Source organism: Aeromonas sp. 600276, from assembly GCF_049175815.1.
Lineage (GTDB): Bacteria > Pseudomonadota > Gammaproteobacteria > Enterobacterales > Aeromonadaceae > Aeromonas > Aeromonas dhakensis.
The window spans coordinates 117,568-138,962 of the sequence record NZ_JAAKVU010000011.1 but is presented as its reverse complement, the minus strand read 5'-3'; the positions used below and the strand labels follow the sequence as shown (position 1 = coordinate 138,962).

Sequence of the window (21,395 nt, the reverse complement as noted above, 5' to 3'; positions counted from 1 at the left end):
ACAGGGGCGCCATAAACGCCTATTGCCGCCCTCTGGCAAACCTGCAAAAATGAGCCCCTGTTTTTCAGTGGGCACTCGCCTGACTGTTCAAGGAGATGAAATGAAACTGACTGTTCTGGTGCCAGCCCTGGCTGGTCTGTTGTGGGCAGGTAGTGCCCTGGCCGATGCCCAACTGGAAGTGAACAACCCCTATGTGGTGCAGCTGATCGATGGCCAATCCATCAATCCCAAACTGCTCGACAAGACGAGTACCTATCCTATCAAAGCCGGCAAGCACCAACTGGTCGTCGCCTTCGAAGGCAACTACTCCAGCCGCAGCGACACCAAGCTGGTCACCGCCGAGCCGCTGGTGATCAACTTCACCGCCGCCGACAACCAGAAGCTGGTACTGGACTACAAGAAGCCGCGCAACGAATCCGAAGCCAAACAGTTCGTCAAGGAACAGAAAGTCGCGCTGAAAGACAAGAGCAGCGGCCAGGTCGTCACCACCGAGCAGTTCGTGCTGCCGAAGGTGGAAGGCTTCCAGCTGACCCGTGACTATCAGCAGGAGCTGATCAACATGGGCAAGGCGTTCAACCAGCCCAAGACTGTCGCCGTCTCCACCGCTGCCGTCATGGCCGCCAACAGCGCCCCGGTTCAGGTCGCCCCGAGCAAGGCCCAGAGCAATCCGGAAGCCCTGACCCAGCTGCAAAACTGGTACAACAAGGCCGATGCGGAGACTCGCAAAGCCTTCCAGATCTGGGTGATCCAGCAGCAGTAATTGCATCTGTTCGTCCCGAATTATCGGGCATGACAAGGGGAGCCTGGCTCCCCTTTTTCATATCTGCCCATTTGCCAAGGCCCAGCCTTCATGTCACTGCGCATCTTCCATCACCCCCTCTACTCCGCCCTGGCCCTGCCAGCGCGCCATCGCTTTCCGCTGGCCAAATACCAGGCGCTGTTTGAACAGCTGGGAAACCTGGGTTATCCGCTGGCAGAGGCCGCGCCTGCCAGTCGCGCCCAGATAGAGAGAGTGCACGATGCGGCCTATGTGGAAGCGGCCCTCACCGGCACCCTGGATGCGGGCGCCATTCGCCAGCTGGGGTTTCCCTGGTCCCCCGTGCTGATTGAACGTACCCTGCGCTCGGTGGGGGCCACCCTTGCCGCCAGCCGCCACGCCTTGGAGCAGGGTTGCGGCCTGCAGATCTCCGGTGGCTATCACCACGCCCACCGGGACGTTGGTAGCGGCTTTTGCCTGTTCAACGATCTGGTGATCGCCGCCCAGACCTGTCTGGACGAAAGGCGCTGCGAACAGGTACTGATCGTCGATCTCGATGTCCATCAAGGGGATGGCAGTGCCGCCCTGTGCCGGGGGCGGCGCGACATCATCACCCTCTCCCTGCACGGGGAACACAATTTTCCCCGCCACAAGCCCGCCTCCCACATGGATTTCCCCCTGCCAAGCGGCATGGAGGACGATGCCTACCTCACCACGCTGGCAGAGGCGCTCAATCTGGCGCTGCGGCTCTACGCCCCCGATCTCATCCTCTATCAGGCCGGCGTGGACGTGCATCATGCCGACGAGCTTGGCTATCTCTCCTTGAGTGATGAGGGGGTACGCCAGCGCGATGCCATGGTCTTTGACTGCGCACAACGGCACGGGCTGCCCATTGCCGCCGTACCGGGCGGCGGCTACCGCCGTGACTGGCAACAGCTGATCCCGCTGCATATGTCCTTGTTTGAAGAGGCGCACAGGCGCTACGGCTAGCCGTTGAGCTCTGCCTGGCCACCGTTGCAGACAACAATAAGGCGGCCCCTTGGCCGCCTCTGCTTTATATGGCGTGCCATCCAGCCCCCTATCGGGAAGCGAGGATGGTGCCCTGCCGCCGACCACAGTTCAGGCGTGGGCCACCGGTGTCGAGTGTTTCCCCATGGGGCGCAGCAACATCAGCAAATAGAGCAAGGCCACGCCAGCGATCATGATGAACAGCAGGTTGTCCGAAAGGTGCTGCATCAGGAGCGCGGTATAGGCCGGGCCGAGCAGACTGCCAATGGTGTAGCTCAGCAGCAGCGCCTGGTTCATGGCCACCAGCTGATGGTGCTCGACCTTCTCGCAGGCCCACGCCATGGCCACCGGATAGAGGGTAAACCCGGCGGCGCCCAGGATGAACAGCGCCGGCCCCATCGCCACACCGCCGAGCATGGCCCCGCACCCCAGGATCACCACCAGCACCTGCACCCGCAGCACCGGCAGGCGACCGAACCTGTCCGCCAGCCGACCCACCGGCCACTGCCCCAGGATGCCGGCACTCACCATCACCGCCATCCAGTAACCAATGCCGGCATCGCTCACCCCCTGATGATTCAGGTAGAGCGGCATCAGGCCGTAGAGGGAGCCCAGCACGATGCCGGAGATGATGCAGCCATCGACCCCGAGCCGTGCCTGACGCAGCCGCAACATGGACCAGACCCGGGTTGAGCCCTGCGCTTCGCTGCGCTCACTGACGATGCGGGTGAACAACAGCGGCAGAATAGCCGCCAGGATCAGCCCACTCGCCCAGGGCAGTACCTCCATCAGGCCGGTCGGCAACTTGCTGACCAAGAGCTGGCCGAGCACTGTGCCCAGGTAGTAGACCATCATGTAGGCGGCCAGCAGACGGCCCCGATTGTGCGCGTTGCCGCTGCACATCAGCGCGCTCTCCACCACCACCCAGATCATGGCGCAGCCGATACCGGCGATAAATCGCCAGCCGAGCCAGCTCCAGAAATCAAGGGTAATGCCGAGCCCGACACAACCGGCGGCAAAGAGGGCGGAGGCCAGGTAATAGCTGCGGTTGAAGCCGCAGCGCCTGATCAGGGTGCCCGCCAGCAGGGTGCCCAGCAGGTTGCCGCTGAAATAGGAGGAGCCGACCATGCCCACCTGCCAGGTCGGCAGCTGTTCATGGGCAAGCCAGAGCGGTACCAGGGTATTGAGCACCGCGATGGAGAGGGTCAGCAGCAGCAGGCCACAGAGCAATAACAGCACTGGCCGGGTGTATATGGTCATGGGTAAAACCGCGAGGAGAGTCAAAATGCGAGCGCATCATGCCACCGCCAATGCCATTGTCAATCGGCACTGAAGCAGGATCGCAAGGTTTTATCAAATGCTGCTGGTGCGGTGCAGCATGGCACGGTTCGGCGCCTAGCTTATCCCCTTGATTCACGGACTCTTTGGCCATGATGACGGGCAGATGCCGGTTGCCTGTCGGCCTCTTGGCCTCCCCCTAAATCCAGGACGCCATAACGAGAAGAGGCGACCCCGGGTCGCCTCTTCTTTATATACCTGGCACAAGGCCGGTCAGCGCTGACGCTTCTTGGCGTACTTGCGGCGGGCCCGCGCCTGGCGCTCCTCTTCCCGCTCCGCCTTCTCCTTGGCCTTCTGTTCGGCCTCGGCATCGGCCTCCACGATTTCGCTGCTCACCATCTGCGGAGTCTCCAGCGAGATGCGGCCCAGCAGGCCAGAGCGGAACTCGTTGACCAGGATCTCGGACGCCTTGTGCAGATCCGACAGCCCCCCCTTGCGCATGAAGCCGCGCTGACGGGCAATGAGATCCAGCAGTTCGATCTCGGTCTCGGGCAGCGCGTCAATCTGATAGCGCGCCTGGATCCGCTCCGGATAGGCCTTGAGGAAGTAGTCCGCGGCGAACATGGCGATGTCCGCGTAGTCATAGACGGTGTCCTTGATGGCGGCCGTGATGGCCAGCCGATAACCGCAGGAGGGCGGGTTGAGTTTGGGCCACAAGAAGCCCGGGGTGTCGGTCAGGATGACGTTGTTGTCGAGCTTGATCCGCTGCTGGGACTTGGTCACCCCCGCCTCGTTGCCGGTGCGGGCGATGATGCGCCCCGCCAGGGTGTTGATCAGGGTGGATTTGCCCACGTTGGGAATGCCCATGATCATGGCGCGCACGCCGCGCAGCTCCAGATTGCGCTCCGGCAACATCTCGTGGCAGAGGGTCAGCAGTTGCTTGATCTTCTCCGGCTCCTGCTGGGTCAGAGGCAGCGCCTTGATCCCCTTCTCCTGTTCCATGTGGGCCACCCACAGCGCGGTGATCTCGGGGTCGGCGAGATCCGCCTTGTTGAGCACCTTGATCACCGGAGTATCGCCGCGCAGCTCGGGCACCAGCGGGTTTTCGCTGGAGAAGGGGATGCGGGCGTCGAGCATCTCTATGATGACATCGACCTGGGGCATGACCTCGGCAATCTCTTTGCGGGCCTTGTGCATGTGGCCGGGGAACCAGTTGATGGACATATCCGTTACTCTCATCTAGGGACTGCGGGCGCGGGCTTGCGGTGGCGCGAGCGGCGGGCGATGGCGGACGCAGGGCGTCGCAAGGGGGCGCATTTTACCTGCACCCGCCCCGATTTGACAGGCCATTCTAGCCGCCAGCCGGCAAACCGGCCAGATTTTCGCCCGCACTCTCCCCGCGTCAGCCGATCTGGCCAGCCCTGGCTATTGATAGATAAGCTATTGATACAACATAACATTCACGCAACACCTTCATCGGATTGTCATCCAGTTTCACTAAAAGTGTCATCTGCGACCTCTAGGCTGCGCTCAGGTTTTACAAGGAGCGAACCCCAATGAGAAAGATGGCAGGACTTGCATTGATGATCGGCGCCGCCCTGGCCGCCGGCTGCAACTCCAACAACGACAGCAGTGCGCCCACCCCCGGCGCCAAGAACGTGATCTTCTTCCTCGGCGACGGCATGGGTCTCAACACCCTGACCGCCGCCCGCATCTACGGCGTCGGTGAAGAGGGCAGCCTCACCATCGATACCCTGCCGGAGACGGCCTTCATCAAGACCTTCTCCCACGACGCCCAGGTGACCGACTCGGCCCCCTCCATGTCCGCCTACATGACCGGGGTCAAGAGCAACAACGGTGTCATCAGCATGGACGGCGATGCCACCCAGGAGAACGACTGCAGCAAGAGCGCCGGCAAGCCGGTCACCACCTTGCTGGAGCTGGCCAAGGCCGCCGGCCGCGGCACCGGCGTGGTCACCACCACCCGGGTGACCCACGCCACCCCGGCCGCCACCTATGCCCACCTCTGCAACCGGGATCTGGAAGCGGACATCGCCGCCCAGCTGGTACCTGGCGGCGCCGGTTACAACAGCGCTCTCAAAGAGGGGGTGGACGTGGTACTCGGCGGCGGCAGCAGCTTCTTCTTGCCCAAGGCCGACAAGGGCAAGCGCGAGGATGGCCGCAACCTCATCGACGAGATGAAGGCCAAGGGCTACCAGTTTGCCGCAACCCTGGACGAGCTGAACCAGGCCGATGCGAGCAAGCCGTTGCTGGGACTGTTTGGCTCAAGCCACATGAAATATGACCTGGACCGACCCGCCAGCGAGCCTTCCCTGACCCAGATGACCCTGGCCGCCATCAAGCAGCTCAAGGACAAGAAACAGGGCTACTTCCTGATGGTGGAAGGGGGGCGCATCGACCACGCCCTGCACGACACCAACGCCAAGCGTGCCCTGCAGGACACCCTCGCCTTCGACAACGCCATCAAGGCGACCATCGACGAGGTGAAGAAAACCGACCCCGAGCTGAAAAACACCCTGATCGTGGTCACCGCCGACCATGACCACACCTTGGTGCTGAACGGCTACGCCAAGCGGACCGGCAAGACCACCGCCGACAACCCCGGCGTACTCGGGCTGGTGAAGAACTACGAAACCGGCGAACCGAGCAAGGATGCCGACGGCATGCCCTACACCATCATCGGCTTTGGCAACGGCTACAACCGGGTGGATGGTCCGCGCAGCAGTGTGGCACCGCTGGACGACGCCACCGTCTCTGCCAACGACTATCACCAGGAGGTGGTGGTCAAGGTAGGCGAGATAGGCAACGAGACTCACGGCGGCACCGACGTCTTCCTCGGCGCCATCGGCCAGGGAGCGGAGAGCTTCCACGGCTCACTCGACAACACCGCCGTGTTCGGCAAGGTCAAGGCTGCGGCCGGGCTGTAAGGAGCATTCCCATGAAAAGCGTCATGAAACAAAAACTGCATAAAACCCTCGTCAGCACGGCCCTGCTGGCCGCCCTCGGCGGCGCGGCCCAGGCACAGGCCAGCGACGCCAAGAACGTCATCCTGTTTATCGGTGACGGCATGGGCCCCACCGTGCTCACCGCCACCCGCCTCTACAAGGTGGGGGAAGAGGGCAATCTGGAAATCATGAAGCTGGCCCGCAGCGCCCGCATCAAGACCTTCTCCAACGACGCCCAGACCACCGATTCGGCCCCCTCCATGGCGGCCTACACCACCGGGGTCAAGATGAACAACGAGGTGATCGCCATGAGCAGCGACACCAAGGCCGTCGCGCCCGGCAAGGACGTCAACGGCAACAAGGGCATCAACAACTGCACCAGCGACAACGGCAAGCCGGTGCCCACCATTCTCGAGCTGGCCAAGGCGGCCGGCAAGTCGGTGGGAGCCGTCACCACCACCGAGCTGACCCATGCCACCCCGGCCGCCACTTACTCCCACATCTGCCACCGGGATGCCGCCTACGCCATCGCCGAGCAGGCGGTACCGGGCGGCGCCGGCTTCAACACCGCGCTGGGGGATGGAGTTGACGTGCTGATGGGGGGCGGCGCCAACCACTGGACGCCCTACAACAGCACCAGCAACAAGGGTGGCCGCGCCGACGGGCGGGATCTCACCGCCGAGCTGACTGCCCAGGGCTACCACTACGTCACCACCAAAGATGATCTGGCTGGCGTCAACTCGGGCAAGGTGCTTGGGCTGTTCAGCGCCAAGTCCCACCTCGACTACGAGCTGGACCGGGTCGCCAAGGGGGCGGCGAGCACCCAGCCCTCCCTCTCTGAGATGACCGCCAAGGCGATCGATCTGCTCAGCCAGAACAGTCAGGGTTACTTCCTGATGGTGGAAGGGGGTCGCATCGATCACGCCCTGCACGGCACCAATGCCAAGCGCTCGCTCACCGACGCGGTGGCGCTCGACGAGGCGGTCAAGACGGCGCTCGGCAAGGTGGATCTGAAAGATACCCTGATCGTGGTCACCGCCGACCATGACCACACCATGACCATCAACGGCTACTCCGCCAAGGGCAACAAGGTGCTGGATCTGGTGAAAAACGGCGACGGCTCGACCCAGAACGACGTGGATGGCAAGCCGTTCACTACCCTGGTGTTCGGCAACGGCCCCAACCGCGCCGACGTGCGCCCCACCCTCACCAGCGATCAGGTGATGGCGGACGACTACCTGCAAGAGACCGGGGTCAAGCTGGGCTCCGAGACCCACGGCGGCGGCGATGTGATGCTGTTTGCCGACGGCGCCGGCAGCAGCCGCTTCAAGGGCACCCTCGACAACACCAAGGTGTTCGGCAAGCTCAAGGAGGCGCTCGGTCTGTAAACGGCAGGGCCCGGCCAGGTGCCGGGCCCTGCTCGCTCGAGCGAGACGGCATGATGCGATATTTATTACCCTTGTGGCTGCTCACCAGCAGCCTCTCTTTTTCCCTCCTGGCCGAGGAAGTCCCCGATCTGGCCGCCCGCATCCGCTATCAGGACAGGGTGACCAGCAGCGACGGCATCAGCAAGGAGAGCCAGTGGCAGGAGAAGTGGTTGCGGGTCGGCGACCAGGTGTGGAGCCAGCGGCTCATTCCCCTCCCCCTGGCCCGTGCCTACCACGCCGCCCACGATGCCACCCCGGGCCACAAGCACTTTACCCACCAGATGGCGGCGCGCTGGGTGACCCGCAACCAGCAGGATGAGCTGCAGCTGCGCTACGCCGACAACTGGCACAACCAGCTGGTGGAGGTACCGGAGGAGGAGTATGGCCAGGTGGCCTTCAAACCCGACTGGCCGCGGATCCGCCACCTCATCAACCCGGCCCTGCTGCAGGAGATGACCCCCCTCGATGAGGCGGCCCCCGAGCAGGCGCGCTGGTATGAGAAGCGCGAGGGCAAACAGCGCACCCGCATCCTCTGGTCGAGCCGCTGGCAGCTGCCACTGGTGGTGGAGTTGGCGAGCCTCGATGGTTATCGCAGCTACCGGATGGAGGTGACCCTCAAGCCCCTGCCAAAGAGCCTGCCCTGGCAGCAACTGGAGGGTTACCAGACCCTGGATCTGCGGGATTTCTTCGACTGACGGGACGCCCCGAACAGGGTGGGCTGACTTGTGCCGACGGGGTGGTACACTCTGGGTACTCATCCCGGATCAGGTCTGCCATGCGAATTTCCGCTCTCCTGCTGCTGTTTTGCTCCCTGCTCTTTTCCGCCCTGCCGGCCCGGGCCGTGGTGGTCATCGCCGCCGAGATCCCCCCTTATGTGATCCGCTCCAATCAGGGGGCCCCGAGCGGCATGGTCATCGAGGTGCTGGAAGAGGCCGCCCGCCGGCTCAAGGAGCCGCTGACCATCGAGCTGATGCCGCTGGCCCGCGCCCTCAGCCAGACCCGCCACCGTCAGGACGTGCTGCTGGTGCCGCCGGTGCGCAGCCCCCAGCGCGAGCCGCAGTTCCTGTGGATTGCGCCGCTGCTGGACGAGGCCTTCGTGCTGGTCAGCCATCGCCAATACCACCCGACCCCTCTCACCATCAATGCCCTGCCCGGCCTCACCGTCGGCGTGATGCGCGGCTCCTTTGGCCAGAGCCTGCTGCGACCCTATCCGCAGGTGAAACAGGCGCTGGTGGCCGAGGAGATCCACAACGCCGACAAGCTGGCGCTCGGCCGCATCCAGGGCTGGGCAGTGGCCTGGAACAGCGCCCGCTACAACCAGCAGCAGGCCGGCCTGCCGCTGGCGGATCTGGTGCGCGGCGAAACCCTGCAACACTCTCCCCTATACCTGGCTGCCAGCCCCCATTTTCCAACCGCCGAGGCGACCCGCTGGTACCAGACCATCGCCGCCATGCGCGACGACGGCAGCCTGGCGCGCATCATCAAGCAGTACGATTACCAGGCGCCCTGACAAGCTTGTCAGGAGAATTGCCAAAGCAGTTCAGAATGGTTATGGTATCCCCATGAAAGCGCTCATGATTTTGTCAAGTCTGCTCACACCCCGTTGAGCCCCCGCCCTCGCCCCTGACAGCGAGTCGTTGGGGGCATCGCATTCCCGATCTGTTTTTTCGTATCGCACACTCTTTTTTCGGCCAGCTTGCCCGTCATCCTGGCCATCAGACCCATTGATAAGGAATATCTTATGAAACAGCCACATCTCGTGATTTCCAGCCTGGATCTCGATCGCATCGAGCAGCTGCTCGGCAACCACCCCCAGCACCTGGCCCTGCAGGAGGAGCTGGACCGCGCCGAGATCCGCGAACCGGCCGACATGCCGCCGGACGTGGTGACCATGAACAGCACGGTGCGCTTCAAGATGCAGAGCAGCGGCAACGAATTCTGCCTGACCCTGGTCTACCCGCGGGACGTGCAGGGGGACGAGTCGAAGATCTCCGTGCTGGCGCCGGTCGGCAGCGCCCTGCTCGGCCTGAAAGTAGGCGACAGCATCGCCTGGCCGGGCCCTGCCGGTCGCACCATCCAGGTGGAGATCCTGGAGGTGGTCTACCAGCCGGAGCGTGCCGGCGAGCTGCACCGCTAGCCACCCCGGGCACGCGCCGGCCTGTATGACGGCGCCGGGCGTGCCCCTGCAGCTGATCCCGATCAAGCTTTGCCGCAGAAGTGGCGCCAATCCTGCCCTCCGGCCCCGCTTTCACTTGAGCCGGGACGAGGGGGCAGGTATCTTGTTGGCCGCGCCAGCACCCTGGCCGCAGATTTCAGGCTGACATCATGATTAAGATTGCCCTCATCGACGATCACCAGATCGTCCGCTCCGGTTTTGCCCAACTGCTCAATCTCGAACCCGACCTGCGGGTGGTGGCCGAATTCGGCTCCGCCGCCGAGGCGCTGGCGGGTCTGCCCGGCAGCGGGGTACAGCTGTGCGTGTGCGACATCTCCATGCCGGATCAATCCGGGCTGGATCTGCTCAAGCGCCTCCCCTCGGGGCTGGCCGTGGTGATGCTGTCGGTGCACGACAGCCCGGCCCTCATCGAGCAGGCCCTGCAGGCCGGCGCCAAGGGGTTCCTCTCCAAGCGCTGCAGCCCGGACGAGCTGATCGCCGCGGTACGCACCGCCGCCCATGGCGGCTGTTACCTCACCCCGGACATCGCCCAAAAGCTCGCCTGCAACAGCCAGGATCCCCTCACCAATCGGGAGCGGGAGGTGGCGCAGCTGCTGGCGCGGGGGCTGGAGGTGAAGGCCATCGCCGAGCAGCTCGGCCTCTCCCCCAAGACGGTGCACGTGCACCGCGCCAACCTGATGGACAAGCTCAAGGTCAGCAACAACGTGGAGCTGGCCCACCGCATGCTGGACAGCTGGTGATCGCTCGTCTGGCCAGCTATGTCGCCATCTCGCTGGCGGCCTGCTTCATCTTTGCCGCCGGCTGGTTTTGCCTGTGGAGCATAGGCCTGCACCTGGCGGGCTCCCCCATGCTGGCGGCCCTGCTGTTCCCCTTCGGCCTGCGGCTGGGGCTGCTCTTGCAAAGCCCGCTCGCCTACTGGCCGCCGCTGCTGCTGTGCGAATCCCTGCTGCTCTACTGGCTCAACCAGGAGGTGGGGCTGCCGCTGTGGCCGCTCATTCAGGCGGGCAGCCTGCTCACCCTGCTGCCGCTGCTCATCGCCCGCCGCCAACCAGTGCGCAACGACTGGCAGCAGTTGCTGGTGCTGCTGGCCACCGTCACGGTGGCGGCCGGGCTGCAATCCCTGCTCTGGCATCTGGCCGGCGAGGATGGCCTCACCGCCCTGCTGCTCACCCTCACCGGCGGGCTGACCCTCACCTCCACCTGCATGCTGATCTGGCACTACCTCACCCGCGCCACCTGGGTGCCGCTCGGCCCTGCGCTGGTGGATCAACCGGTGGACTGGCGCTTTCGCCACCTGGTCTGGTATCTGCTGCTGTTCGTGCTGAGCCTCTGGCTGCAGCTCGGCCTGCCGGCCTCGCTGGTGCGCTTCACCCCGTTTTGCCTGGCCATTCCCATCATCGCCATGGCCTGGCGCTACGGCTGGCAGGGGGCCCTGCTCGCCACCCTGATGAACACGGTGGCGCTGATGGCCGGCCAGGCCTGGCACGATCACCCGCTCGATCTGCTGCTCTCCCTGCTGGCCCAGAGCCTCACCGGCCTGCTGCTCGGTGCCGGCATCCAGCGCCAGCGCGAACTCAACCAGGCGCTGACCCGCCAGCTCGCCCACAACCGCCAGCTCACCGAACGGCTGCTGGAGACCGAAGAGAGCATCCGCAAGGAGGTGGCGCGCGAGCTGCACGACGACATCGGCCAGACCATCACCGCCATCCGCACCCAGGCCGGCATAGCGCGCCGGTTGGCGCCTGACAACGCCGGGGTGGGCCAGAGCAGCGCCCTTATCGAGACCCTGTCGCTTGGCATCTACGACGCGGTGCGCGGCCTGCTCGGCCGGCTGCGCCCCCGCCAGCTCGACGACATGAGCCTGGAGCAGGCGGTGCGCGCCCTGCTGCGCGAGCTTGAGCTGGAGCGCCGTGGCATCGTTACCCGGCTGGAGTGGCAGCTGGCGGACACCGGCCTCTCCGATGCCCAGCGGGTCACCCTGTTTCGGGTCTGTCAGGAGGGGCTCAACAACGTGGTCAAACACGCCAACGCCAGCTCGGTCACCATCCGGGCCCAGCGTCAGGGCGAGCGACTGACCCTGCTGCTGGAAGACGATGGCTGCGGCCTGCCCGAGCACCGCACGCCCCAGGGCTACGGCCTGCTCGGCATTCGCGAGCGGGTGCAGGCGCTGGGGGGCTCGCTGCAACTCTCCTGCGTACACGGCACCCAGCTGACCGTGACCCTGCCCGATCGCAAGCGGGAGGAAAACCATGAATAAGCCAACTCTCCGACCGGGAGCGCTTCCATGCTGAGCTTTATGCGCAGTGCGCCGCCCCAGCCCCTCATCCGCGATCAGGCCGAGATCGACGCCTGTTATCGCCACTGGCGGCTGCACATACTGCTGACCATGTACTTGGGCTATGCGGTCTTCTACTTCACCCGCAAGAGCTTCAACTTCGCCATGCCGGACATGCTGGCAAGCGGCATGCTGGCCAAGGCCGACATCGGCATGCTGTGGACCCTGTTCTACATCACCTACGGCTGCTCCAAGTTCTTCTCCGGCATCATCAGCGACCGCGCCAACCCGCGCTACTTCATGGGCCTCGGCCTGATGGCGACCGGGGTCATCAATATCCTGTTCGGGCTCTCGTCGTCGCTGTGGCTGTTTGCCGCCCTCTGGGTGGCCAACGCCTTCTTCCAGGGCTGGGGCTGGCCCCCCTGCTCCAAGCTGCTCACCAGCTGGTATTCGCGCAGCGAACGCGGCTTCTGGTGGTCGGCCTGGAACACGGCCCACAACGTGGGCGGGGCTCTCATCCCCCTCATCGTCAGCACCCTCGCCCTGCAGCACGGCTGGCGCTACGGCATGATAGTGCCCGGCCTCATCGCCATCCTTGCCGGGCTGTTTCTCTGCTGGCGGCTGCGGGATACCCCGAGCGCCATGGGGCTGCCCACGGTGGGCGAGTGGCGCAGCGATGCGCTGGAGCTGGCCCAGCAGACTCAGGATGCGGGGCTATCCCATCGCCAGATCCTGCGCAAGTACGTGCTCGGCAACCCCTACATCTGGCTGCTGGCCTGCTGCTACGTGCTGGTCTACGTGGTGCGCACCGCCATCAACGACTGGGGCAACCTCTACATGACCGAGCAGCGCGGCTTCAATCTGATGAGCGCCAACTCGGCCATCTCCATGTTCGAGGTGGGGGGCTTTATCGGTGCCCTGGTGGCGGGCTGGGGATCGGACAAGCTGTTCAACGGCAACCGTGGGCCCATGAACCTCATCTTCGCGGTGGGGATATTGCTCTCGGTGGGGTCGCTGTGGCTGATGCCCTTCTTCAGTTACGTGATGCAGGCGGCCTGCTTCTTCACCATCGGCTTCTTCGTGTTCGGCCCCCAGATGCTGATCGGCATGGCGGCGGCAGAGTGCTCCCACAAGAACTCGGCGGGGGCCGCCACCGGCTTCGTCGGCCTGTTCGCCTACATGGGGGCGGCGCTGTCGGGCTATCCGCTGGCCAAGGTGATGGAGATCTGGCACTGGCAGGGCTTCTTCGTGGTGATCTCGGTGGCGGCCGGCGTCTCCGCCCTGTTGCTGCTCCCCTTCCTCAAGGCACAGGCCCCCCGCCCTCGCGAGGCGGCCTGACTCACCCCGGCCAGCAGACCCGTCTCTTGATTTGCTCGCGGCGCAGCCGGTCTGCCCCTGCCACCCATACCTCGCACCCCCTTTACCACTCATGTGAAGCTGATTGTGGGCGCACGCCAGCCGACTGAGCAGCAATTGGCACCGCTGACGGCGGGTCCCCTTGTAACAAAATGTGCTGAATACATTTTGGGCTTGAACCCGCCCCATTAGATAGATATGTTGTTTTCGTGTGATTTTATGAGTGTCGCCACGGGGGAAATGCGCCACTAACCTATTGAGTCATCTGGCACAATCGGCATTTGGTACATTTTTCACTCAGCTGGTGGCGAATAGAATCCCATATGGGGCTTTCGCCTCAATCAAGACAATAATCCTGTCTTGCCCTGTTGCCGGATGCAGCAGTCTCTTGTGCCACGGAGTCGCACGGGATCAGGTTCAAGGCTGAACACACTTTTGACAGAGACGTCACTTATGATCAAAAAACTCATTCTCTCTACCCTGCTGCTGTGCGGGCTGGCCAACGCGGCCCCCAGTTCCACCCTGGATGCCGTGCTGGAGCGCGGCGTGCTGCGGGTCGGTTTCGACGCCGGCTATCAACCCTTCGAGATGACCAACAAGCAGGGCCAGTACATCGGCTTTGACGTGGATCTGGCCAAGATGGTCGCCAAGGAGATGGGCGTGAAGGTGGAGTTCGTCAACACCGCCTGGGATGGCATCATCCCCGCGCTCTTGACCGACAAGTTCGACGTCATCATGGGCGGCATGACCGTCACCCCCCAGCGCAACCTGCGCGTCAACTTCGCCGACCCCTATATCGTGGTCGGGCAGACCATCGTCCTGCGCAAGGACAAGGCGGGCGAGATCAAATCCTTCACCGACCTCAACGACCCCAAATACAAGATTGCGGTCAAGCTCGGCACCACCGGCGAGCAGGCTGTCAAGCGTCTGATCCCCAAAGCCACCCTGCTGCAGTTTGAAACCCAGGATGACGCCAAGCTGGAAGTGATCAACGGCAAGGTCGACGCCTTCGTCTACGACCTGCCCTACAACGCCATCTTCGCCACCCAGAACAAGGGCGCCGTGGTGCATCTGGACAAGCCGTTCACCTTCGAGCCGCTGGCCTGGGCCATCCGCAAGGGGGATCAGGACACCCTCAACTGGTTCAACAACTACCTGCGCCAGATCAAGGGCGACGGCAGCTACGACCGCCTCTACAAGAAGTGGTTCGAATCCACCGCCTGGCTTGATCAGCTCAAGTAACCTCGCAAGGGGCGGCCCGCCGCCCCTTCACGCAGATCCCCACACAATAACTACAACGAGGTTGCGACAGTGCACAACCCAACAAGACAGATGGAAAAACAACCCAATCAACTGCTCTGGCACGGCGTCTTCCTGCTGATCGTGCTGGCCGCCCTGTTCGGCATCTACAAGGCCGTGCAATCGGTGGATTACACCTGGCGCTGGGAGCGGATCCCCCAATACATCGCCTACCAGGCGGAGCAGAAAAATTACGCCGAGTTCGACGGCACCGTGGTCGCCGGCACCACCGAGGCCGACAAGGGCAAGCTGTTCCTGCAAAACGATCTCGATCCCAACCAGCGCCAGCCCATCGCCGTCAGCGGCGGTCAGGTGGCGCAGGGGGATACCGTCTTTCGCGGCGACACCCTCGACACCCAGCTGAGCTGGACCGCCGGCCCCATCGCCTGGGGCGTCTGGATGACCATCAAGCTCTCGCTGATGGCGGGCATCTTTGCCATCCTGCTCGGCACCCTGGCGGGGCTGGCACGGCTCTCCCCCAATCCGGCCCTGCGCAACCTGGCGATCACCTATGTGGAGCTCATCCGCGGCACCCCGCTGCTGGTACAGATCTTCATTGTCTACTTCTTTATCGGCACTGTACTCAATCTGGATCGCTTCACCGCCGGGGTGGCGGCACTGGCGGTCTTCACCGGCGCCTACGTGGCGGAAATCGTCCGTGCCGGCATCAGCTCCATCCACAAGGGGCAGATGGAAGCGGGCAGAAGCCTTGGCATGACCTCGGCCCAGACCATGCGCTACGTGATCCTGCCGCAAGCTTTCAAGCGGGTACTGCCGCCGCTGGCGGGCCAGTTCATCAACCTCATCAAGGACTCTTCGCTGGTCTCGGTCATTTCCATCACGGATCTCACCAAGGCGGGACGGGAGGTGGTGAGCTCCACCTTCAGCCCGTTCGAGGTGTGGTTCACCGTGGCCCTGCTCTATCTGGTGCTGACCGGCACTCTCTCCTTCCTTGTACGCCGTCTGGAGGTGAAATATGCGCGCAGCAACTGATCCGATTATCAAAGCAAGCTCAGTGGAGAAGTTCTACGGCAGCGAGGTGCACGCCCTGAAAAACGTCAGCACCCAGGTAGCCGAAGGGGAAGTGGTGGTCATCGTCGGCCCAAGCGGCTCTGGCAAATCCACCTTCCTGCGCACCCTCAACCAGCTGGAGACCATCAACGACGGCAATATCGTGGTGGATGGCATCAGCCTGACCGAGCCCGGCGACGTCAACAAGCTGCGAGAAGAGGTGGGCATGGTGTTCCAGTCCTTCAACCTCTTCCCCCATCTGAGCGTGCTGGACAATATCTGCCTCGCGCCGCAAAAGGTGCGCGGGCTGTCGCGCAAGGACGCCGAGGACAGAGCCAAGGCCCTGCTGCTCAAGGTGGGGCTCTCCAACAAGGCCCAGAGCTACCCCTCCCAACTCTCCGGCGGCCAGCAGCAGCGGGTGGCCATCGCCCGGGCGCTCGCCATGCAGCCGCGCATCATGTTGTTTGACGAGCCCACCAGCGCACTCGACCCCGAGATGGTAGGCGAGGTGCTGGACGTGATGAAGGGGCTGGCCCGCGAGGGGATGACCATGGTGGTGGTCACCCACGAGATGGGTTTTGCCCGGGAAGTGGCGGATCGGGTGCTGTTCATGGAGAGCGGCGAACTGCTGGTGGACGAGAAGCCGGCGGATTTCTTCGACAATCCCCCCTCCCCGCGCCTGCGCCAGTTCCTGAGCCAGGTGCTCTAAGGGATAACGCACAAAAAGAAAGAGGGAGCCCATGGCTCCCTCTTTTTCATCGCCGTAACACTAGCTTGCATGACTGAATCTGACCGGCTCCATCATCAGTTCAGCGCGGGGACTTTCCCAGATAATGCTCCACTATGGTCCGGATCCCGTCCCGCTTCTTGAGTTCGTAGAGATGCTTGTCGAACTGCTCGACAAAGTCCTCCTTGAAGTCGAACTCCCCCTTGCGGCTGTAGCCGAGAAACCCCTGCTCCCGGCTGAGCACGGGCCCCTGCTTGAGCTGGGACATATCGGCCACTGCCAGCTGGTTGCCCTTGATCATGCTGAGCAGCTCATAGAGCAGCGAGAGCCGGTCGTTGACGGTGCAGTCCACCCGGCCGCGCACGATCTTGAGCAGGTTCTCCCGGTTGCTCTTCACCTCCTCCAGCCCGATCTTCTGCTCTTTGATGGCCTGCCAGAAGGGGGCGCCGCCGATGGTAAAACCGGCATTCATACCAAAGCGCAGGCCGTAGTAGTCGGTCGGGAACTGCGCCTGCGGGGTGTTGACGGCCACCCCGGCGCCGCACATCACCACCAGCTCTTCGTCGAGCAGGGGCTGGGAGTAGGGCCACATCCAGGGGCGACCGTCTGGCTGGTAGTAGGGCGGGAAGATGGCGAAGGCGCTGCCCTGCTCCACCATGCTCAGACCCCGTCGCCAGGGCACGGCCTTGATCACCACCTCGTAGCCATCCATGGACGCCGTCACGCTGCGCACTATGTCGGCATAGATCCCCTTGACCTCCTCTCCCTCCTGCCAGGAATAGGGGGGATAGTTGGCATCGGCCAGGATCTCGACCCGGGTCTTGGCCTGCGCCAGCAGGCAGACCCCCATCAACAAACAACACCACAGCCGCATCATCTGCCACTCCAGAGGTAGAAAGCCTCATCAAGCATAGTCACTGCACCCGCCGCTCAGGGAGTCGTCATACCAATTGATGGGCCGCCGCTGGCCACATGTCACATCCAGCTCCAGCTGAACACATCCACTGCAGCAAAATGTTAATGAAAGTTTGCATTCATCCTTTATGCTGGAGAGCAATTGCTCTGACTGGATACCCGACATGGATGTGCAACTGCTCCTGCTCTACCTCTCGCCGATCTTTGTGGCCTTTATCGGCTGGGAGATGCTCTACCTGCGCAAGCATGGCGCCGCCTTTCCCAGCGCCGGCTACCAATGGAGGGATCTCTTCGCCAACGCCACCCTGGCGCTGATGCATCAGGGGGGTGATGCCCTGGCGGCCATCGCCATCGCCTACCTCTACGACGCCCTCTGGGGCTGGCGGCTGCTGGACATAGAGCTGAACGTCTGGAGCCTGTTGCTGCTCTTCCTGCTGCAGGATCTCTGCTACTGGCTGTTCCACTTCGCGAGCCACCATGTGCGCTGGCTCTGGGCCTCCCACGTGGTGCACCACAGCTCGGAGCGGCTCAACCTCTCCACCGCCTTTCGCCAGAGCCTGATGTACCCGGTCTCCGGCATGTGGCTGTTCTGGATCCCGATGATCCTTATCGGTTTCCCGCCCGAGGCCGTGGTGGCCACCGTGCTCTTGAGCCTGGGTTTTCAGTTCTTCGTCCACACCCAGGTGGTGGGCAAGCTTGGCTGGCTCGAAGCCATCTTCAACACCCCCTCCCACCACAGGGTGCACCACGCCAGCAACGCCAAATATATCGATCGCAACTTCGCCGGGGTGCTCATCATCTGGGACCGGCTGTTCGGTACCTTCGTGGAAGAAGACTTAGGCGAGCCGTGTCGCTTCGGCATCACCAAGCCCATCCACAGCTTCAACCCCCTCACCCTCACCTTCCACGAGTGGCGAGACATGCTGCAAGAGGCCCAGGGCCTGCCCTGGCGACAGAAGCTCGCGGTGCTGTTTGGCAAGCCGGCCGGCCCCGCCAGTCGCTAGGCACAACGTCGCAGACAAACAGAGAGCGCCCCTTGGGCGCTCTCTTGCATTGGGTCACCACCTCACTCAGACGTGGGCAAAGGACCAGACGGCGGGAATGAGGCTCAGCAGCGTCACCCCGGCCAGCAACCGCTCGCGTCCGCTCAGGGGCTGCTCGGCCCCCAGCTGACGGCGACTGTAGAGGAACAGCAGCAGACCCGGCCCGTAGAGCAGCAAGGAGAGCAGCAGGTACTCCACCCCGGCGGCGTAGAGCAACCAGAGACCATAGCTGCTCGACACCAGTGCCACTACCCGCATCAGACCATTACCCTCCCTACGCAAGGAGAGCTTGAGCAGGAACAGGCCGATCAGCAGGTAGGGCACCAGGATCATGGAGGTGGATATAAGCAGCAGGTTGGTGTAGCCCTTGCCAAGCAGCCACACCAGCAGCAGACAGCCCTGCACCGTCAGGCTGGTAAGCCAGAGCGATGCAATGGGGGTGCCGTTGCGGTTCTGGCGCCGGAAGATGGCCGGGAAGGCCCCGTGGCGCGCCGCGCTGAACGGCACCTCGGCCGAGAACAGGGTCCAGCTCACGTAGGAGGCCAGCACCGAGACGATGAGGCCGACGCTGATGAGCAGCTTGCCCCAGGAGCCGGTCATCTGGGCCATCAACCCCGCCATGGAGGGGTTGGGCAGGGCCGCGAGCTCGGGGCGGCTCAGGATCCCGAGCGCCAACACCGAGATGAGCACATAGAGCAGCAGCGCCAGCACCACCCCGAGTACGGTGGCGGTGCCCACGTCCCGCCTGTTTCTGGCGCGGGCCGACAGCACCGCAGCCCCCTCGATGCCGGTGAAGACCCAGAGGGTGATCAGCATAGTGTTGCGCACCTGCTCGGAGACCGGCGTCGCCAGGGTGCTGCCCTGCTGATCCGCCGCGAAGGTGACCGGGTCGAACCAGTAGCAGGCAAACAGGATGAACAGCAGCAGCGGCAGGCTCTTGGCCAGGGTCGCCACCAGGTTGAACAGGGCCGCCTGCTGCACGCCGCGGGCCACCAGCAGGTGCACCGCCCAGAGGATGCAGGACTCGCCGATGAAGGCTGCCAGGGTGTTGCCCTCGCCAAACCAGACCCGCTCCGGGGTGTCGACGAAGCTGCCCAGCGCCGCGAAGGCGATCACCAGATAGCCCACCACGCCGATGGTGGCGCACAGCCAATAGCCCCAGGCGGAGAAGAAACCCACCAGATCGCCGAAACCGGCCCGGGCGTAGCTGTAGATGCCGCCATCGAGTTCCGGCCTTAAGCGCGACAGATAGAGAAAACTCATGGCCAGCGCCAGGATGCCGACCCCGGTGACGGCCCAGCCGATCAGCACGGCGCGCGCGCCAGCCACCTCGGCCATGTTTTGCGGCAGGCTGAAGATGCCCGCCCCCACCATGGAGCTGAACACCAGCGCGGTGAGGGACCAGAGCCCGATCTTACTCTCTTTCATGGGCGCTCCTTAACGCAGCCGGCTGGCCAGCGCCTCAATGTGTTCCGGGCCGATGCCGCAGCAGCCGCCGATGAGGCTTGCCCCGGCAGCGCGCCAGCGCTCGGCCCTGCCCAGATAATCCAGCGGTCCCAGATCGGTGCGGATCTCGTCCAGCCCGTCGTTGGCGGTCGCTTCCTTCGGCTGGGGCGGGAAGGCGTTGGCATAGGCGCCGAGGCGAACGTCGCTGCGACCCAGCGCCTGCAGACCGGCCCTGGCCACCTTGAGCGCGGCGTCGATCACCTCGGGCTGGCAGCAGTTGAACAGGATGGCATCCACCCCGGCCTCGGCCAAGGCGGCGACGGCGTCCGCCACCCGCTCACCGGAACGCAGGGTCGGCTCGCTGCCCGGCGCCTCGTCCTCCAGGGTGAAGGAAACCCAGAACGGCTTGCCATCCTCGGGCAGCAGGGCCTTGAGGGCCAGCGGCTCGGCGATGAGGCTCATGGTCTCCGCCAGCCAGAGATCCACTCGGGGGGAGAGCGCCCGAATAAGCGGGGTCGCCAGCTCGCTCACCCGTTCCGCGTCGAACAGGTCGGCGCGGTAGGAGCCAAAGAGCGGCGGCAAGGAGCCGGCCACCTGCACGCGGCCCGGCTGCTCATCGGCCACCTCGCGGGCCAGCTGACCGGCCAGGGCCGCCAGCCGCTCCCCCTCTGCCGCAAAGCGCGCCTCACCGATATGAAACGGCACCAGCGCATAGCTGTTGGTGGTGATGATTTGGGCCCCGCTCGCCACATAGGCTCGGTGCACCTCGCGCACCGTCTCGGGGGCCTCCATCAGGGCCAGCGCCGACCACTCCGGCTGGCGAAACGGCGCGCCCCGCCGTGCCAGCTCGCGCCCCATGCCGCCATCCAGTATCCACAATGCCTGCGTATCCATCTGTCTCGTCTCTTGTTGTGTTGTTGTCTTGCTGTGCGGGACTGTGCGCTTTATCCGTTGCGCCTACCCCGGCGGCGCGGCAACCCGTCGCCATCGTCACCCTGAACAAATCAGCCATAAAAACATATGGATGTTTAGATGGCCAAAACAAGATAAAGCAAAGCCCGCCCGACGGCAACCGGCATCACCGCAAAACCACAAACGCAGAAGGCAGAAAAGCAAGAGGCCACCCTAAGGTGGCCTCTTGTGGCAACAGACGAACTGGCGGCTCAACGCCCGGCCAGTACCCGCTTGGTCTGTTTGACCCAGTCGGAGACCCGACCCTGCTGAGGATACCCCTGCCAGATCTGCTCCCACTGGGCGGGGCTGAGCGGGCGCCCCAACCGGCGCTGCACCCCGGCATAGAGGTAGTCGTGAGCCGTGGTACGGGCCTGGGCCGAGGTGAGGAACTTGGCCACCGGGTCGGTCAGGCGCACGTCCCGCATGCCCAGCAGCGGGTAGTCGCTGTGCACCGCCGCCAGCATGGTCTCGCGCATGGCCGATTCGATGTAGCCGCGGGCAAACAGGGCGGTCACCGACTCGAGCGACCCTTGATCCGGGCCGTGATACTCCTCGTCGAACACCGGGCTCGGCTCGGCCACGGCGCTTTGCACCACCGCATCCGGGTCCTGCTGCGGCACGACCACGGCCGCCTTGGGGGCAACCGGTTTGGCGACTGTGGTGGCCTTGCGCGGCGCGCTCTGGCTGCAGGCACCGAGTGCCAGGGCGAGCGCCACACAGGCCAGCGCACGGGAATGAGACTGCATCTTCATGATTG

The 21,395-nt window shown here is 64.0% G+C and carries 20 protein-coding genes; 14 read left to right on the top strand and 6 right to left on the bottom strand.

Going from position 1 to position 21,395, the window contains the following annotated elements; translation table 11 throughout:
- Window positions 1–100 precede the first annotated feature (100 nt).
- A complete protein-coding gene (locus G5134_RS12875; protein WP_065017022.1) occupies window positions 101–760 on the top strand; it encodes a DUF2057 domain-containing protein in 660 nt (219 codons plus the stop codon).
- 90 nt (window positions 761–850) lie between these two features.
- Window positions 851–1,747, top strand: a complete 897-nt coding sequence (locus tag G5134_RS12870; RefSeq protein ID WP_065017021.1) for a histone deacetylase — start codon at window positions 851–853, stop codon at window positions 1,745–1,747.
- A gap of 129 nt (window positions 1,748–1,876) precedes the next feature.
- Here the strand turns inward: G5134_RS12870 and G5134_RS12865 are convergent, their stop codons facing one another.
- Window positions 1,877–3,025, bottom strand: coding sequence for an MFS transporter (locus G5134_RS12865; protein ID WP_017778538.1), 1,149 nt, complete (start codon window positions 3,023–3,025; stop codon window positions 1,877–1,879).
- 291 nt (window positions 3,026–3,316) lie between these two features.
- On the bottom strand, window positions 3,317–4,267 hold the full coding sequence (gene ylqF / locus G5134_RS12860; protein ID WP_010633500.1) for a ribosome biogenesis GTPase YlqF: 951 nt from the start codon (window positions 4,265–4,267) through the stop codon (window positions 3,317–3,319).
- A 332-nt stretch (window positions 4,268–4,599) separates the two neighbouring features.
- Here ylqF and G5134_RS12855 point away from each other — a divergent pair, with 332 nt between their 5' ends.
- From G5134_RS12855 to G5134_RS12805, 11 genes are all read left to right on the top strand, one after another.
- Window positions 4,600–5,991 (top strand): alkaline phosphatase, encoded by a 1,392-nt coding sequence (locus tag G5134_RS12855; RefSeq protein ID WP_065017020.1) that lies wholly within the window; start codon window positions 4,600–4,602, stop codon window positions 5,989–5,991.
- An 11-nt stretch (window positions 5,992–6,002) separates the two neighbouring features.
- Window positions 6,003–7,397, top strand: coding sequence for an alkaline phosphatase (locus G5134_RS12850; protein WP_065017019.1), 1,395 nt, complete (start codon window positions 6,003–6,005; stop codon window positions 7,395–7,397).
- A gap of 50 nt (window positions 7,398–7,447) precedes the next feature.
- Window positions 7,448–8,131: a hypothetical protein gene (locus tag G5134_RS12845; protein WP_065017018.1), complete on the top strand. Its 684-nt coding sequence runs from the start codon at window positions 7,448–7,450 to the stop codon at window positions 8,129–8,131.
- Between the two features lie 80 nt (window positions 8,132–8,211).
- Window positions 8,212–8,946, top strand: coding sequence for a substrate-binding periplasmic protein (locus tag G5134_RS12840; RefSeq protein WP_024942428.1), 735 nt, complete (start codon window positions 8,212–8,214; stop codon window positions 8,944–8,946).
- Window positions 8,947–9,177: 231 nt separating this feature from the next.
- On the top strand, window positions 9,178–9,573 hold the full coding sequence (rnk, locus tag G5134_RS12835; protein WP_005302721.1) for a nucleoside diphosphate kinase regulator: 396 nt from the start codon (window positions 9,178–9,180) through the stop codon (window positions 9,571–9,573).
- A 188-nt stretch (window positions 9,574–9,761) separates the two neighbouring features.
- Window positions 9,762–10,352 (top strand): transcriptional regulator UhpA, encoded by a 591-nt coding sequence (uhpA, locus tag G5134_RS12830; protein ID WP_005302722.1) that lies wholly within the window; start codon window positions 9,762–9,764, stop codon window positions 10,350–10,352.
- Window positions 10,349–11,869 (top strand): signal transduction histidine-protein kinase/phosphatase UhpB, encoded by a 1,521-nt coding sequence (uhpB, locus tag G5134_RS12825; RefSeq protein WP_019838862.1) that lies wholly within the window; start codon window positions 10,349–10,351, stop codon window positions 11,867–11,869. The genes uhpA and uhpB overlap by 4 nt, the downstream gene beginning before the upstream one ends.
- A gap of 27 nt (window positions 11,870–11,896) precedes the next feature.
- The gene (locus G5134_RS12820) at window positions 11,897–13,225 is read left to right on the top strand and encodes an MFS transporter (protein ID WP_043169673.1); all 1,329 of its coding nucleotides are present in this window, start codon (window positions 11,897–11,899) and stop codon (window positions 13,223–13,225) included.
- Between the two features lie 471 nt (window positions 13,226–13,696).
- Window positions 13,697–14,485 (top strand): transporter substrate-binding domain-containing protein, encoded by a 789-nt coding sequence (locus G5134_RS12815; protein ID WP_019838861.1) that lies wholly within the window; start codon window positions 13,697–13,699, stop codon window positions 14,483–14,485.
- A gap of 90 nt (window positions 14,486–14,575) precedes the next feature.
- Window positions 14,576–15,535, top strand: a complete 960-nt coding sequence (locus tag G5134_RS12810) for an amino acid ABC transporter permease (RefSeq protein ID WP_421232047.1) — start codon at window positions 14,576–14,578, stop codon at window positions 15,533–15,535.
- Window positions 15,519–16,262, top strand: coding sequence for an amino acid ABC transporter ATP-binding protein (locus tag G5134_RS12805; protein ID WP_017782344.1), 744 nt, complete (start codon window positions 15,519–15,521; stop codon window positions 16,260–16,262). The genes G5134_RS12810 and G5134_RS12805 overlap by 17 nt, the downstream gene beginning before the upstream one ends.
- Before the next feature lie 100 nt (window positions 16,263–16,362).
- On the opposite strand, the gene G5134_RS12800 is transcribed toward G5134_RS12805, so the two are convergent.
- Window positions 16,363–17,130: an ABC transporter substrate-binding protein gene (locus G5134_RS12800; protein WP_323992143.1), complete on the bottom strand. Its 768-nt coding sequence runs from the start codon at window positions 17,128–17,130 to the stop codon at window positions 16,363–16,365.
- Between the two features lie 229 nt (window positions 17,131–17,359).
- On the opposite strand from G5134_RS12800, the gene G5134_RS12795 reads away from it, so the two are divergent.
- Window positions 17,360–18,199, top strand: a complete 840-nt coding sequence (locus G5134_RS12795) for a sterol desaturase family protein (protein WP_421232046.1) — start codon at window positions 17,360–17,362, stop codon at window positions 18,197–18,199.
- Between the two features lie 66 nt (window positions 18,200–18,265).
- On the opposite strand, the gene G5134_RS12790 is transcribed toward G5134_RS12795, so the two are convergent.
- The 3 genes from G5134_RS12790 to G5134_RS12780 all read right to left on the bottom strand — a co-directional run bounded on the left by G5134_RS12790 (window position 18,266) and on the right by G5134_RS12780 (window position 21,390).
- Window positions 18,266–19,666 carry a basic amino acid/polyamine antiporter gene (locus G5134_RS12790; protein ID WP_421232045.1) on the bottom strand — a complete coding sequence of 467 codons (1,401 nt, stop codon included), beginning with the start codon at window positions 19,664–19,666 and terminating at the stop codon, window positions 18,266–18,268.
- Between the two features lie 9 nt (window positions 19,667–19,675).
- Window positions 19,676–20,578 (bottom strand): homocysteine S-methyltransferase family protein, encoded by a 903-nt coding sequence (locus G5134_RS12785; RefSeq protein ID WP_215269502.1) that lies wholly within the window; start codon window positions 20,576–20,578, stop codon window positions 19,676–19,678.
- Between the two features lie 269 nt (window positions 20,579–20,847).
- Complete coding sequence (locus G5134_RS12780; RefSeq protein WP_017409856.1) at window positions 20,848–21,390, bottom strand: hypothetical protein; 543 nt, start codon at window positions 21,388–21,390, stop codon at window positions 20,848–20,850.
- Window positions 21,391–21,395 lie beyond the last annotated feature (5 nt).